This is a genomic window from Curtobacterium sp. SP.BCp (genome assembly GCF_051903255.1).
Lineage (GTDB): Bacteria > Actinomycetota > Actinomycetes > Actinomycetales > Microbacteriaceae > Curtobacterium.
Genome location: NZ_CP194338.1, coordinates 171012 through 184410, shown reverse-complemented (window position 1 = coordinate 184410; position 13399 = coordinate 171012). Strand labels below are relative to the sequence as shown.

The 13399-nt window shown below is 72.9% G+C and carries 16 protein-coding genes; 4 read left to right on the top strand and 12 right to left on the bottom strand.

The features are described 5' to 3' along the window. Window positions 1–4: 4 nt before the first annotated feature. The 11 genes from hemL to hemE all read right to left on the bottom strand — a co-directional run bounded on the left by hemL (window position 5) and on the right by hemE (window position 10033). A complete protein-coding gene (gene hemL / locus ACRQ4C_RS00920) occupies window positions 5–1351 on the bottom strand; it encodes a glutamate-1-semialdehyde 2,1-aminomutase (protein ID WP_400411347.1) in 1347 nt (448 codons plus the stop codon). Further along, entirely contained in the window at window positions 1348–2403 is a 1056-nt protein-coding gene (gene hemB / locus ACRQ4C_RS00915) for a porphobilinogen synthase (RefSeq protein ID WP_439689720.1), read from the bottom strand. Before hemB ends, hemL begins: the two co-directional genes overlap by 4 nt. Beyond that, entirely contained in the window at window positions 2400–3239 is an 840-nt protein-coding gene (locus tag ACRQ4C_RS00910) for a uroporphyrinogen-III synthase (protein WP_439689719.1), read from the bottom strand. The genes hemB and ACRQ4C_RS00910 overlap by 4 nt, the downstream gene beginning before the upstream one ends. A gap of 20 nt (window positions 3240–3259) precedes the next feature. Beyond that, window positions 3260–4318, bottom strand: coding sequence for a hydroxymethylbilane synthase (hemC, locus tag ACRQ4C_RS00905; RefSeq protein ID WP_439690930.1), 1059 nt, complete (start codon window positions 4316–4318; stop codon window positions 3260–3262). A 59-nt stretch (window positions 4319–4377) separates the two neighbouring features. Further along, window positions 4378–5616 (bottom strand): ferrochelatase, encoded by a 1239-nt coding sequence (locus ACRQ4C_RS00900; protein WP_439689718.1) that lies wholly within the window; start codon window positions 5614–5616, stop codon window positions 4378–4380. Further along, window positions 5613–6344, bottom strand: a complete 732-nt coding sequence (gene hemQ, locus ACRQ4C_RS00895) for a hydrogen peroxide-dependent heme synthase (protein ID WP_439689717.1) — start codon at window positions 6342–6344, stop codon at window positions 5613–5615. The genes ACRQ4C_RS00900 and hemQ overlap by 4 nt, the downstream gene beginning before the upstream one ends. 95 nt (window positions 6345–6439) lie before the next feature. Continuing rightward, a complete protein-coding gene (locus ACRQ4C_RS00890; RefSeq protein WP_439689716.1) occupies window positions 6440–6670 on the bottom strand; it encodes a DUF3618 domain-containing protein in 231 nt (76 codons plus the stop codon). Between the two features lie 68 nt (window positions 6671–6738). Then, complete coding sequence (locus ACRQ4C_RS00885) at window positions 6739–7197, bottom strand: phage holin family protein (RefSeq protein WP_290133267.1); 459 nt, start codon at window positions 7195–7197, stop codon at window positions 6739–6741. Next, the gene (locus ACRQ4C_RS00880) at window positions 7194–7448 is read right to left on the bottom strand and encodes a hypothetical protein (protein ID WP_058724481.1); all 255 of its coding nucleotides are present in this window, start codon (window positions 7446–7448) and stop codon (window positions 7194–7196) included. Before ACRQ4C_RS00880 ends, ACRQ4C_RS00885 begins: the two co-directional genes overlap by 4 nt. 105 nt (window positions 7449–7553) lie before the next feature. Beyond that, window positions 7554–8876 (bottom strand): protoporphyrinogen/coproporphyrinogen oxidase, encoded by a 1323-nt coding sequence (locus ACRQ4C_RS00875; protein WP_439689715.1) that lies wholly within the window; start codon window positions 8874–8876, stop codon window positions 7554–7556. After that, window positions 8873–10033 carry a uroporphyrinogen decarboxylase gene (hemE, locus tag ACRQ4C_RS00870; protein ID WP_439689714.1) on the bottom strand — a complete coding sequence of 387 codons (1161 nt, stop codon included), beginning with the start codon at window positions 10031–10033 and terminating at the stop codon, window positions 8873–8875. Before hemE ends, ACRQ4C_RS00875 begins: the two co-directional genes overlap by 4 nt. A gap of 48 nt (window positions 10034–10081) precedes the next feature. On the opposite strand from hemE, the gene ACRQ4C_RS00865 reads away from it, so the two are divergent. Next, window positions 10082–11401 (top strand): glutamyl-tRNA reductase, encoded by a 1320-nt coding sequence (locus ACRQ4C_RS00865; RefSeq protein WP_290133270.1) that lies wholly within the window; start codon window positions 10082–10084, stop codon window positions 11399–11401. Window positions 11402–11496: 95 nt separating this feature from the next. Beyond that, window positions 11497–11895 carry an NUDIX hydrolase gene (locus ACRQ4C_RS00860; protein ID WP_439689713.1) on the top strand — a complete coding sequence of 133 codons (399 nt, stop codon included), beginning with the start codon at window positions 11497–11499 and terminating at the stop codon, window positions 11893–11895. A gap of 15 nt (window positions 11896–11910) precedes the next feature. On the opposite strand, the gene ACRQ4C_RS00855 is transcribed toward ACRQ4C_RS00860, so the two are convergent. After that, window positions 11911–12183, bottom strand: a complete 273-nt coding sequence (locus ACRQ4C_RS00855) for a hypothetical protein (protein ID WP_439689712.1) — start codon at window positions 12181–12183, stop codon at window positions 11911–11913. 113 nt (window positions 12184–12296) lie between these two features. Here ACRQ4C_RS00855 and ACRQ4C_RS00850 point away from each other — a divergent pair, with 113 nt between their 5' ends. Next, entirely contained in the window at window positions 12297–12965 is a 669-nt protein-coding gene (locus ACRQ4C_RS00850) for a DUF4232 domain-containing protein (RefSeq protein ID WP_439689711.1), read from the top strand. Between the two features lie 19 nt (window positions 12966–12984). Beyond that, window positions 12985–13398 (top strand): GNAT family N-acetyltransferase, encoded by a 414-nt coding sequence (locus ACRQ4C_RS00845; RefSeq protein WP_439689710.1) that lies wholly within the window; start codon window positions 12985–12987, stop codon window positions 13396–13398. Window position 13399: the final 1 nt, after the last annotated feature.

Sequence of the window (13399 nt, the reverse complement as noted above, 5' to 3'; positions counted from 1 at the left end):
GCCGCTAGGCCGTGGCGGCCGCCGCCGCGCGCGCCGCGGCGGGCAACGCGTCGAGGACCCGGCCGACGGCACGGTCGTCGTGCGCCGCCGTGACGAACCACGCCTCGAAGACGCTCGGCGGGAGCGTCACGCCCTGGTCGAGCATGCTGTGGAAGAACGGCGCGTACCGGAACGCCTCCTGCGCACGGACGTCGTCGTAGTTCCGCGGCGCGGTCTCCGTGAACGCGAACGAGAACAGGTTCCCGGCGTGCTGCACGGTGTGGGCGACCCCAGCGGCGGACAGCGCCTCGCTCGTCGCGGTCGCGATCGTGGCAGCGGTGCGGTCGAGGTGCGCGTACACCTCCGACGTCGCGGCACGCAGGGTGGCGATGCCCGCCGCGACCGCGAGCGGGTTCCCGGAGAGGGTACCCGCCTGGTACACCGGGCCGAGCGGCGCGAGGAAGTCCATCACCTCGCGACGGCCACCCAGCGCGGCGAGCGGCATCCCACCGCCGATGACCTTGCCGAACGTCACGAGGTCGGGCTTCCAACCGGCACCGTCGGGCACGACCTTCGACGCCTCGAGGCCCCACCACCCGGCGCTGCCGACACGGAAGCCGGTGAGGACCTCGTCGACGATGAGGAGCGCTCCGTGCGACTTCGTGATCTGCGCCAGGGCACGGTTGAACCCGCGCTCCGGGGCGAGGACGCCCATGTTCGCGGCGGCGGCCTCGACGATCACGGCGGCGATGCGCTCGGAGTGCTCGTCGAACGCGCGACGGACGGCGTCGAGGTCGTTGTACGGCAGCACGAGCGTCTGCGCGGCGGTCTCGGCGGTGATCCCGGCGGACCCGGGCATCGCGAGCGTCGCGACACCGGACCCGGCCTCGGCGAGGAGCGAGTCGGAGTGCCCGTGGTAGTGCCCGGCGAACTTCACCAGGAGGTCACGGCCGGTGTACCCGCGGGCGAGGCGGATCGCCGTCATCGTCGCCTCGGTGCCCGTCGACACCATGCGGATCTTCTCGATCGGCCCGTCGCCGTCGACCGAGACCCGCTGCTTGACGAGCTCGGCGAGCTCGGTCTCGCCCGGCGTCGACGCACCGAACGAGAGCCCCCGTGAGGCCGCCTGCTGCACGGCCTCGACCGTGCCGGGGTGCGCGTGGCCGAGGATCGCCGGCCCCCACGACGCCACGAGGTCGACGTACTCACGACCCTCGGCGTCGGTGACGTACGCGCCCTTCGCGGCGGTCAGGAACCGGGGCGTGCCACCGACCGAACCGTAGGCGCGCACCGGCGAGTTCACGCCTCCGGGGATGCTGTTCTTCGCACGCCCGAACAGCTGGTCGTTGGTGGTGGTCGTCGTGGTGGTCATTCGGGGGCCTTCCCGGTCGAGGCGACGCCGGACACCGCCGCGGTGCTGCCGGACGTGCGCAGGCCGGCCTCCTGGTTGAGCTTCCGCGCGACCTCGACCGCGAAGTAGGTGAGGATCGCGTCGGCACCGGCACGCTTGATGCCGACCAGTGCCTCCATCGCGGCGGCGTCGCGGTCGATCCAGCCGTTCTGGGCCGCTGCCGTGATCATCGCGTACTCACCGCTGATCTGGTACGCCCACACGGGGACCTCGGAGACGTCCGCCGTCCGCGCGAGCACGTCGAGGTAGCTCATCGCGGGCTTCACCATGACGATGTCGGCGCCCTCCTCGATGTCGAGCAGCACCTCGCGGAGGCCCTGGCGCCCGTCCGCGGCGTCGATCTGGTACGTCCGGCGGTCACCCTGCAGCGAGGACGCGACGGCTTCGCGGAACGGCCCGTAGAACGCGCTGGCGTACTTCGCCGAGTAGGCCAGCAGGGCCGTGCCGCTGTGGCCGGCGGTGTCGAGGGCGTCCCGTGCGGCGGCGATCTGGCCGTCCATCATGCCGCTCATGCAGACGAGTTCGGCGCCGGCCTCGGCCTGCGCGACCGCCATGTCCCGGTAACGGAGCAGCGTCGCGTCGTTGTCGACCGAGCCGTCCGCCGCGAGGACCCCGCAGTGCCCGTGGTCGGTGAACTCGTCGAGGCACAGGTCGGACTGCACGACGAGCGCGTCGCCCACCTCTTCGCGCGCGACGCGGATCGCCACGTTGAGGATGCCGTCCGGGTCGGTCGCACCGGTCCCCTCGGCGTCCTTCGACGTCGGGACGCCGAACAGGTTCACGCCGCCGACCCCCTGCTCCGCCGCCTCGACGAGCGCGCGCCGGAACGAGTCGAGCGAGTGCTGCGACACCCCGGGCATGCTCGAGATCGGCACGGCCTCGGTCGCGCCCTCGCGGATGAACATCGGCAGCACGAGTTCGGCCGGGTGCAGGCGCGTCTCGGCGACGAGGCGTCGCATGGCCGGGGTGGCGCGGAGCCGGCGGGGGCGGACCTGGGGGAACTGTCCGGTCACGATGACCTTCCTGATCGGGGTGGTTCTGGGGCTTCGGGTGCTTCGGGCGCTTCGGTTCGGAGTGCCTCGGCGACGGCGTCGAGCAGGGCGTCGGCGGAACGGCTGCGGGCCACGACGTGCACGGGCAGACCGACCTCGCGCGCGGCCGCTGCGGTCCCGGGGCCGATGCACGCGATGCGCGTGCCCGGGTCGAGCGGGGTCATGCGGCGGGCGACCTGCGAGGCGACGCTGCCGCTCGTGACGAGCACCGCGTCGGGTGCCCGGTCGAGGCGGACCGGCTCGTCACCGGTCCCCACGGTACGGTACGCGACCACGTCCTCGACGTCGATCCCGCGGGCCCGCAGCCCCTCGACGAGCGTGGGCGCAGCCAGCTCGGAACGCGGGAAGAGGACACGTCCGGCGGGCTGTGGGAAGGCGGCGACGAGTCCGGCAGCGGACTCCGTGTCCGGCACCACGTCGACGCGCCAGCCCGCCTGCCGCGCGGCCCGCGCGGTCGCCTGGCCGACACAGGCCACGCGCACCCCGGCCGGGAGGCTCGGCATGCGTCCGGCGACCATCCGCACGGCCGTCGCACTGGTCACCGCGAGCCAGGGGGCTGGCGACCCGGCCCCGTCGGGACCGGTGCCGACGGCGGACGGGGAGTCGTGCCTCCCGGCTTCCGCCGCCAGGCGCGCGAGCGCCGCGTCGAGGGCTGCCGGGTCCTCCGGGGGTGCGTCGGTGATGAGCGGGACCACGACGGCATCGAGTCCTCGTGCGCGCGCAGCCCCGGCGACCGTGGCACCCCACGCACCACCGCGCGGGACGAGCACGACCGGTGGCCGCGGCTCGTCGTGCACGGGAGTGTCGCCGTCCGTGGCTAGTCCGTGCTGGTCGCCGTGCCGGAGCCGGTGCTCGACGTCGCGTCGTCGTCGGCGGGCTGCGCGGCGGCCGGGGTGGCCAGTCCGGGTCCGGCCGAGTGGTCACCGTCGGCCGGGGCGTCCGACACCGACGATGCCAGGTCGGCGAGTCCGGCCGCGCCGTTCTCGAGCAGTTCGGCGGCGACACGGCGGCCGACGTCGAGGGCCTCGTCGAGGCGTTCCTGCGCAGACCCGTCGAGGTGCGCCGCGTGCGACGCCGTGCGGTACTCGGAGCCGTCGGGGCGGTACACCGTCGCGCTGACGAGCAGGAGCTCGGCGTCGACGACCGCGGTCGCACCGATCGGCGCGGAGCACCCGGCCTCGAGCTTCGCCAGGACCTCGCGCTCGGCCGTCACCGTGAGGCGGGTCGGCGCGTGGTCGAGCTTCCGGAGTGCGGCGAGCAGGTTCCGGTCCGTCTCGTCCGACCGGATCTCGACCGCGAGCGCTCCCTGACCGGGCGCACTCGGCCAGAAGCCGAGGTCGAGGAGCTCCGTGGCAGCGCTCAGTCGGTCGATGCGCCCGAGTCCCGCGGCGGCGAGCACGACCGCGTCGAGGTCGTCCTCCACCCGGCCGAGGCGGGTGTCGATGTTGCCGCGGATGTCCACCACGTCGAGGTCCGGACGCTTGGCCTTGAGCTGCGCGACCCGGCGGGGCGACCCCGTGCCGACCTTCGCACCCTCGGGCAGCGAGTCCACCGTGGCGCCGTTCCGGGCCACGAGGACGTCACGGGCGTCGGCACGCTTCGGCACCGCCGCGATCGTCAGCCCCGGGTACGGCGCGGTCGGGAGGTCCTTGAGGGAGTGCACGAGGACGTCGACCTCGTCCGCGACGAGTGCTTCGCGCAGAGCGCTGGCGAAGACCCCGGTGCCGCCGAGGCTGGCGAGCGATGCACGGTTCGTGTCGCCCTCGCTGGTCACCTCGACGAGTTCGACGGGACGGCCGGACGCCTTCGCGAGGCGGTCGGCGACGTCCTGCGACTGCGACATCGCGAGCCGGCTGGCCCGGGTGCCGAGACGGATCGGTGCCGGACCGGCCGGCGCCTGCTCGGCTGCCGGCCGCTCGGCTGCTGCCTGCTCGCTCACGGTGCCAGGCCGGCGGCGGCGGGCTTGAAGCCGGCGCGCACGTTCTCGCAGCAGCCCGGTCGGCAGACGTCGTACCAGGGGCCGAGGTCGGTCAGGTGCGGACGCTCCGACGTCGGGACGCCGTTGACGCGCTCGAGCACGAGGTCGATCAGCCCGGCGACGTACGCCGGGTCGACGCCGGGCGTCTGCGTCCGGACCGACCAGAAGCCGAGCTCCTGTGCGGTCTCGGTGGCTTCCTCGTCGAGGTCCCACATGACCTCCATGTGGTCGCTCACGAAGCCGAGCGGGACGATGAGCACGGCGCGGGTCGGTCCGCCCTGGAGCTCCTCGTTCATGTAGTCGTTGATGTCCGGCTCGAGCCAGGGCTGCGTCGGGGGGCCCGAGCGCGACTGGTAGACGAGCTTCCACGCGGGCTTCGACGTCCCGGCGAGGTGTGCGTGCTCGGGCTGCTCGACGAGCTCGTTCCACGCCTGCTCGAGGACGACCTCGGCGACAGCGAGGTGCTGCGCCTCGTACGCGCCGTGCTCGTCGAAGCCGCGGAAGTCGGGCCCGGAGCGGGCGGCGTCGGCCGAGGGGATCGAGTGCGTCGAGAACAGCACGTGCAACTCGGTGCCGAGGTCGAGGCCCTCGTTCTCCGCGATCGCCTTCGCGAGGCCGTCACGCACGCCGTCCACGAACGGCCGCACGAAGCCCGGGTGGTCGAAGAACTGCCGGACCTTGTCGATCTTGATCGTGTCGATGAGGCCAGTGGCGTCGAGCACGCGGGCGTAGTCCTCGCGGTACTGCCGGCAGCTCGAGAACGACGAGTAGGCGCTCGTCGCGATCGCGATGAGGTTCGTCAGCCCGCGGTCTGCGGCTTCCGTGAAGGCGTCCTCGAGGTAGGGGTCCCAGTTGCGGTTGCCCCACAGCACGGGCAGGTCGATGCCGCGCTCCGCCAGTTCGGCCTCGAGCGCCGCCTTCAGCGCGCGGTTCTGCGCGTTGATCGGGCTGACGCCGCCGAAGTGCCGGTAGTGGTGCGCGACCTCTTCGAGCCGCTCGTCCGGGATGCCGCGGCCACGGGTGACGTTGCGGAGGAACGGGATGACGTCGTCCTGGCCCTCCGGACCGCCGAACCCGGCGAGGAGGATCGCGTCGTACGCGGTCGGGACCTCGACGTGCTCGGGTCCGTCGACCGCGGCGGGCGTCGCGGCGAGGACGGCTCCGTGTCCGTTCGTGATCTGGCTGGTGTCGGTCACGACAGCACCTCCGGCAGCTCGGCGGTCGTCACGCGACGACCCGTGTAGAAGGGCACTTCCTCACGCACGTGGAGGCGTGCCTCGGTGTAGCGCAGGTCGCGCATGAGGTCGACGAGGTCCACCAGGTCGGGGCTCTCGAGCGGGAGGATCCACTCGTAGTCGCTCAGGGCGAACGTCGCGATGGTGTTCGTCAGCACACGGCGGTACTTCGCGCCGGCGATGCCGTGGTCGCGGAGCATCTTCGAGCGCTCGTCCTCCGGCAGGAGGTACCACTCGTAGGAGCGGACGAACGGGTACACCGTGATCCACGCCTCGGGGTCCTTGCCGCGGAGGAATGCGGGGGTGTGCCGCTTGTTGAACTCGGCCTCGCGGTGCATGGCCATGGCGTGCCAGACCGGCTCGGCGTCGCGGAAGAGCGGGGTGCGACGGATCTCGCGGAGCACGGCCTGGATCGCCTGCGCGTCGTCGCCGTGGAGCCAGATCATGACGTCGGCGTCGGCACGGAAGCCGGAGACGTCGTAGAAGCCGCGGATCGTGACGCCGCGGTCGGCCGCGGCGGACACGACGCCGTCGAGCTCGGCGACACCGTCGTCACCGACCGGGGTCACCGCCCCGACCGGACGGCGGAAGACGGCCCACAGGGCGTAGGCCGTCAGGAGGTTCGGGTCGATGCCGGAGGCCGGGTCGGTCTCGTGTGCGTCGCCCGGAGCGGGCACGGTGGAACTCATGGGTCCTTTGTCCTATCGGTTGCCAGGGATTACCTCGGCCCCTGCCGAAGAGCGCCCGACGAGGAGGACCCGCGCGGCGGCGATGCGTCGGCCGGTCACCGCCGTCGGAGCACCGCTACGACGATACCCCCGACCACTGCCACGCCGGCTGCGAGCCCGGCCAGGTACGGCACGGGGTTCTCGTCCGCGCGCCGCTTCACCTTCGCGGCGGCGATGCCGAACTGCTTCGGGACGTTGAGCTTGTCCTCGATGGCGTCGAGGGTGTCGAACAGCTGCGCGCGGGTCGCCGCGACGCGGTCGGCCAAGTCGTCGTGCTGGTCGGTCACGGTTCCTCCGTCGGTGGTGCTGGTGCTGGTGGTGTCTGCGCGACCTCGGTCGCTGCCGGGGGTCGGCGTCAGAACCGGCCGCCGACGTCGGGCTTGCGCGATCCGTACTGCGTCCCCGGGGTCGGCTTCTTGCCGAGGCCCTTCACCGCGTTGACGTCGTTCTTCACGCTGTCGATCGTGCGCTTCGGCGTGATCGGCAGCCCCTTCTTGAAGCGCTTCCACCCGATCAGCCCGAGGATCGCCGCGACGACGAGCATGACGACGGCGACGACCAGCGCGGCGAGCCACGCCGGCATCACGGTCGCGAGGCCCATCACGGCTGCCGTCAGGAGGACGCCGATCGCGTACAGCACGATGACGAGCGCCGCGATGAGGAGCCCGGCCGCGAGCGCGAAGATCTTGACCTTCGCCAGCATCTCGGCCTTGAGCAGGTTGAGCTCACCGGTCACGAGCTCCTTGACGAGCTTCGGGACGTCGCCGACCAGACCGAACAGCGAACGCGGCTTGCGGTCGCGGGTGTCGGTCATGAGGTGTGAGCGTCCTTCTTCTGCCCGACCTTGCGGACGACCTTCTTGGTCTGCTCGCCGACGAACTCCGCGACGTCCGGGGTCTTGTCGGCGATGAACTCCTCAGCCGTGTGGACGCCCTTCTGGACGCCGTTGCTGTTCCAGATCTTGCCGCTGACGGTCTTGATCTGCTCGTACCGCGCCCTTCCGGCTCGTGATCCCAGGACGTACCCGAGTGCTGCGCCGGCGACGAACAGGAGCTTGCCTCGCATGTGCGATTCCTCCGTTGGGTCAGTGTGCGGTGGTCATGCGCCGAGCGGTATACGTCCGGCGTCTCCCCAACAGTAGCCCTCGGGCACCGCTCGGTCCGCCCAGGTTCACAGGTCCGCGTCGTCCAGGATGCGTTCAGCGGCTGTCCGGGCGGACGCGACGATGCCCGACAGCCCGCGACCGCTCGAGGTCTCCCCGATGCCGATGACGCCCTCGGCGAGGCCGGCGGCGGTGGTGTCCGGGCCGTGCCACCGGACGCGTGCAGCGCCACGGACGCGGTCCGTCCCGAACCGCACGCCCAGCAGGGTGACGGCGTCGCGGACGGCGCGCACGCCGGCAGGGTCGGCCGGGTCGACCGGGAGGCTCGTGGCCACGTCCGACACGTCGGCGTGCGTCGCGTAGCTGAGGCGCAGGACGTGCGCACCGCCCGTCGCTTCGGCGAGCCAGGGCCACTTCACGGTGGCGTGCGTCAGGGCCTTGGCACCGACCCCCTCGGCGTCCGGGTGCACGAGCATGCCCGTCCCGCGCGGAGCGGCGTCGAGGGCGGGTTCGTCGACGACGAGCGTCACGAGCTCGATGCCGGTGCGGTCGGCCGCCGCCGTGCGCTGCGGGTCGGCCGTCGAGGAGAGGACGTGGTCGGCCACGAGCGTCTCGGTCTCGCCGTCCGCTCCGGTGACCTCGACGTGGTGTCCGGCGACGGCGGTCGCGCGCGTGCTGAGCCGGACGTCGACCCGGTAGGTCTCCATGTCCGCCACGAGTTCGTCGACCAGACGGACGATGCCGCCGCGGATGCCCTGGACGGCGGAGCCGGCAGCGGCACGGGAGCGGAGTGCGAGCACCGCGCGGCCGAGCGAGCCGTCCCGGAGCAGCGCGGCGCGCAGCCCCGGCGCCACACAGTCGGGGTCGAGGCGGTCGGGGTGCGTAGAGTGCACGCCGCCGGCGATCGGGACGACGAGGTCGTCGAGCACCCGCTCGCCCATCCGCTTCCGGACGAGCTCGCCGAGCGACGCCGCCTTCGCGCCGACGGGGGACGGCAGCAGGGAGTCCATCTGCGCCCGCAGTCCGGCCTTCTGCCCGATCACGGCGAGGACGTCGGCCGCCATCGGGGTGCTCGGGATGCCGAGGAGGCCCGTGGCGGGGATCGGCGCGGTGCGACCGTCGCGGGTCATCAGCCACGCGCCGCGCTGGTCCGGCGTCACGATGTCGTTGCCGAGTCCGAGTTCGATCGCGAGCCGGCTGATCGCGTCCGTCCTGGTGGCGAAGGAGTCCGCGGCCATGTCGAGGTCGATGCCGGCGACCGTGTGCCGACGGACCATGCCGCCGAGCACGCCGGACGCCTCGACGAGCACCACGTGGGCACCCGCCTTGGCGAGGTCCCGCGCGGCGACGAGGCCGGCGACTCCACCACCGACGACGACGACGTCGGTCACGCCGGCTCCCCCGCCGTCCGGCCGGAGCCCAGGGAGTGCACGAGCTCGACGACGCGGGTGATCACGGTCGGGTCCGTCTCGGGCGGGACGCCGTGCCCGAGGTTGACGACGTGCGCACGGGCCGATCCGCCGCGACGGACGACGTCGCGCACGTGGGCCTCGAGCACCGACCAGGGAGCGGAGAGCATCGCCGGGTCGATGTTGCCCTGCACGGTGACGTCGGTGCCGATTCGGCGGACGGCCTCGTCGAGGGGGATGCGCCAGTCGACCCCGACGCCGTCGACCACGACGGAGTCGCCCCCGAGGGTGGTCATGTCGTGCAGGACCTCGCCGCTGCCGACGCCGAAGTGGATCCGTGGGACGCCGAGGTCCGCGACGTGCTCCAGCGCCCGGGCGGAGTGCGGCGCGACGGACGCGAGGTAGTCGGCACGCGGCAGCGATCCCACCCACGAGTCGAAGAGCTGCGCGGCCGAGGCTCCGGCGAGCACCTGCGCGCGGAGGAACGCCCCCGACACGTCCGCCGCCCAGGCGAGCAGGCGGGACCACGTCTCCGGGTCGGCGTGCATGAGCGTGCGGGCGCGGATGTGGTCCTTCGACGGACCGCCCTCGACCAGGTAGGCGGCGAGGGTGAAGGGCGCGCCGGCGAACCCGATGAGCGGCGTGCTCCCGAGCTCGGCGACCGTCCGCGCGACGGCCTCGGTGATCGGTGCGAGCGACGCCGGGTCGAGGGGCTGCAGGGCGTCCACGTCGGCTGCCGTGCGGATCGGGGAGCCGAGGACCGGACCGCGACCGGGGACGATCTCGACGCCGACGCCCGCGAGCTTGATCGGCACGACGATGTCGCTGAAGAAGATCCCGGCGTCGACCCCGTGCCGACGGACCGGCTGGAGCGTGATCTCGGACGCCATCGCCGGGTCGAGGCAGGCGTCGAGCATCGCCGTGCCGACCCGCAGCTCGCGGTACTCCGGCAGCGAACGCCCGGCCTGCCGCATGAACCACACGGGGAGCGTCTCGGGTCGGTCGCCACGGAGCGCACGGACGAGCGGGGAACCGCTGGTCAGGCCGGAGGTGAGGGGGTGCGTCCCGGGGAGGGCGGAGGCGGGGGCGTCGGTCACCGGACGATTCTCCCACCGGCTGTCCGGGTGGTTCCCGCACATCCGTGCAGCCAACCGCCGGCACACCGAGCGCGGGTTACCATGGAACACGTGCTCATCTGTCTCACGGCGTCGCACCGCAACGCCAGCTTCGATCTCCTGGAGCGACTGAGCATCGGCGCACCGACCGCCGCGAGCCGTCTCGTGACCGACTCCGACGTGTTGGACGGAGCCGTCGTCCTCGCCACGTGCAACCGCTTCGAGGCCTACCTCGACATCGCGGGGGACGACCGTGACTCCGCCGTCTCGGCCACCGTCGACGCCGTCGCCACCGCCAGCGACCTCTCCCCGACCGAACTCCGCGACTCCGTCCGGGTGCTCGGCGGCAAGGACGTCGTGCAGCACCTCTTCGCGGTGTCCAGCGGGCTCGAGTCCGTCGTCGTCGGGGAGACCGAGATCTCCGGACAGGTGCGTCGCTCCCTCGAGGACGCCCGCTCGAACGGCACCACCACCTCGGACCTCGAGCGCCTCTTCCAAGAGGCCGCGCACACCTCCCGCGGCGTCAAGACCCGCACGCGCATCGGTGCCGCCGGACGGTCGCTCGTCCGCCTCGGCCTCCAGCTCGCGTCCTCCCGCGTGACCGACTGGGCGCAGACCCGCGTCCTCCTGATCGGCACCGGCAGCTACGCCGCGACGACCATCGCGGCGCTGCGCGACAAGGGCGCCGCGAACATCCAGGTGTTCTCGCCCTCTGGTCGTGCGTCCTGGTTCGCGGCGAAGCACGACCTCGTCGCCGCGCGTGACCTCCGCCAGGCCATCGGGTCGAGCGACGTCGTCATCACCTGCACCTCGAGCGAGGTCCCGGTCGTCGCACCAGCGGACCTCGACGACGGCGTCCGTCGGATCGTCATCGACCTCGGGCTCCCCCGCAACGTCGACCCCGCCGCGGCCGGTGTCGACGGCGTCGAGCTGCTCGACCTCGAGACCATCAGCATCCACGCGCCGATCAACGAGCTGAACGCCGAGTCCGAGGCCCGCGCGATGGTCGACGACGCCGTGTCGCGCTTCCGCGCACAGGCGCTCGAGCAGTCGACCACCCCCGCACTCGTCGCGTTCCGCAAGCACGTGTTCGACATCCTCGACGACGAGATCGACCGGGCGAAGCGTCGCGACGGCGACCCCGAGTCCGTCGAGCAGACCGAGCGTGCCCTCCGCCACCTCGTGGGCGTGCTGCTGCACCGGCCCTCGGTCCGCGCACGGGAGCTCGGTCGCGCCGGTCGTGGCGAGGAGTTCGTCGGTGCGCTCGACGCGCTCTTCGGCGTGCAGCCCGCCCCCGAGACCGAGGTGCCGAGCCCGGTCGTGCCGCTCGCGGAGCGCACCGCGCCCGCCCGTGACGACGCGGACCGCACCGACGAGGCGGACGCGAGCTGAGCCGCCCCACGCCCACGGCCGCCACGCCGCTCCGCAAGCTCCGCGGCGCGGCGGAACCGGGGCGCGTGGGCCCTCCGGCCGTCCCCACGCTGCGCGTGAGCGCGCTGCTCCTCGTGCGCGACCGGCGGGTCCTGATGGTACGTGCGCGGGGGCGCGACGTCCTCTACCTGCCCGGCGGCAAGACCGAGCCGCGCGAGACCGACGTCGAGGCGGTGCTCCGCGAAGCGTACGAGGAGACCGGACTGCACCTGACGGCACAGGACGTCGAGCCGTTCGAGACGGTCACGGAACCCGCGCACGGGCAGGCGCCCGGCACGATGGTCGCGATGGCGCTGTTCACGGTCCGGCCTGGAGGCACGCTCGACTCCGCCACGCCCGTCGCCTCGGCAGAGGTGGACGAGGTGGAGTGGGTCACCTCCGCGGACGCGGACCGGTGCCCGCCCGCCGGTGTCGAGACGCTCCGGCGGCTCGTCGCCGCGGACCTCGTCGACTGACGGGCACGACCCGGGCTACTCGTCCTTGTCGGTGTAGTGGCCGACGCCCTCGGTGCCGGTCGGCTCCGGCTCGCCGGGGATGTCGCTCTCGACGTACTCACCCTGCTCGCCGTCCGGCGTCGGACGGCCCTCGCCCGGGATGTCGCTCGACACGAACTCGCCGACCGGCTCGGTGCTCGTGACGTGCTGCTCGCCCGGGATCTCGCTGTCGGTGAAGGCTCCGGCGCGGGGTTCGACGCCGTCCGCGCGACCCTCGTCGCCGCGTGCCTGCTCGTGCTTGTCCGTCATGGCGGTCTCCGTCGTCCGTGGCACGGGCTCTCCCGTGCCGGTGACCGCGAGTGTGCTCGCGGAGGCTGGACACCGCCCGAGTCCGGGTCGCTCGACGGTGGTTGCGTGGGTCCATGCAGCGCAGCACCGTCCCCAGGGTCCTGTCCGTCGCCGTCGGGCTGATCGCCGTCGGCGTCCTCGCCGGGTGTGCCGGCGGAGGTGCGGCGACGCCGAGCGCCACGGCGACGGCCACCGAGACCGTGACGGCCACGCCGACGCCGTCCTCGACGCCGTCGTCGTCCGCGTCGGGGTCGTCGGGCACCGGTTCGTCGTCCGGCACCGGGTCGTCGTCCGGCGGGGTCGCCCGGTGTGCCGCGTCGTCGTTGTCGCTCACCGAGCAGCCGGGCAGCGGCGGCGCCGCCGGGAGCACGATCATCCACCTCGCGTTCACGAACACGGGTTCGTCGACGTGCACGCTGCAGGGCTGGCCGGGCGTCTCGTTCGTCGGTGGCGGCGACGGCCAGCAGATCGGTGCCGCAGCGTCCCTCGACCGCTCGTCGCCGCACCCGACCGTGACGCTCCGCCCCGGACAGGTCGCGGTCGCGCCGCTGAAGATCGGGCAGGCCGGCAACTACTCCGCCGCGGACTGCTCCCCGGTGACGCCCGACGGCTACCGGGTCTACCCGCCCGGGTCGAAGACGTCGCTGTTCCTCAAGGACGAGGGGCGCCAGGCGTGCCGGTCGTCGGACGCGCCGCTGCTCAGCGTGCAGGCGCTCGTGCCGGAGGGTCAGGCGACCGACTGAGGCCTGCCACGATGGGCGCATGGTGACCATCGCGACGGACGTGCCGACCTCGGACGAACTGATCGGCCTCTACACATCGGTCGGCTGGTCGGCCTACACCCGTGATCCCGACCTGCTCGAGGCCGCGGTGTCGGGTGCGCACCTCGTGGTGACCGCCCGCGTGGACGGCGTGCTGGTGGGACTCGTGCGCACGGTGTCGGACGGGGCGACGATCGTGTACGTGCAGGACGTCCTCGTGCGCCCCGAGCACCAGCGGACCGGGGTCGGCCGGGCGTTGCTCGCCGAGGTGCTCCGCCGGTACGACCAAGTGCGCCAGACGGTGCTGCTCACCGACGCCGAACCCGGGCAGCGGGCGTTCTACGAGTCACTCGGGTTCGTCGAGGCGCACGACGTCGAGCCCGCTCCGCTGCGGTCGTTCGTGCTGCTGCGCTGAA

Excerpts from the sequence above, each read along its gene's own strand:
- hemL (WP_400411347.1), bottom strand. The coding sequence starts at position 1,351 with ATGACCACCACGACGACCACCACCAACGACCAGCTGTTCGGGCGTGCG.
- hemQ (WP_439689717.1), bottom strand. The coding sequence starts at position 6,344 with ATGAGTTCCACCGTGCCCGCTCCGGGCGACGCACACGAGACCGACCCG.
- ACRQ4C_RS00885 (WP_290133267.1), bottom strand. The coding sequence starts at position 7,197 with ATGACCGACACCCGCGACCGCAAGCCGCGTTCGCTGTTCGGTCTGGTC.
- ACRQ4C_RS00880 (WP_058724481.1), bottom strand. The coding sequence starts at position 7,448 with ATGCGAGGCAAGCTCCTGTTCGTCGCCGGCGCAGCACTCGGGTACGTC.
- hemE (WP_439689714.1), bottom strand. The coding sequence starts at position 10,033 with ATGTGCGGGAACCACCCGGACAGCCGGTGGGAGAATCGTCCGGTGACC.
- ACRQ4C_RS00855 (WP_439689712.1), bottom strand. The coding sequence starts at position 12,183 with ATGACGGACAAGCACGAGCAGGCACGCGGCGACGAGGGTCGCGCGGAC.
- ACRQ4C_RS00850 (WP_439689711.1), top strand. The coding sequence starts at position 12,297 with ATGCAGCGCAGCACCGTCCCCAGGGTCCTGTCCGTCGCCGTCGGGCTG.
- ACRQ4C_RS00845 (WP_439689710.1), top strand. The coding sequence starts at position 12,985 with ATGGTGACCATCGCGACGGACGTGCCGACCTCGGACGAACTGATCGGC.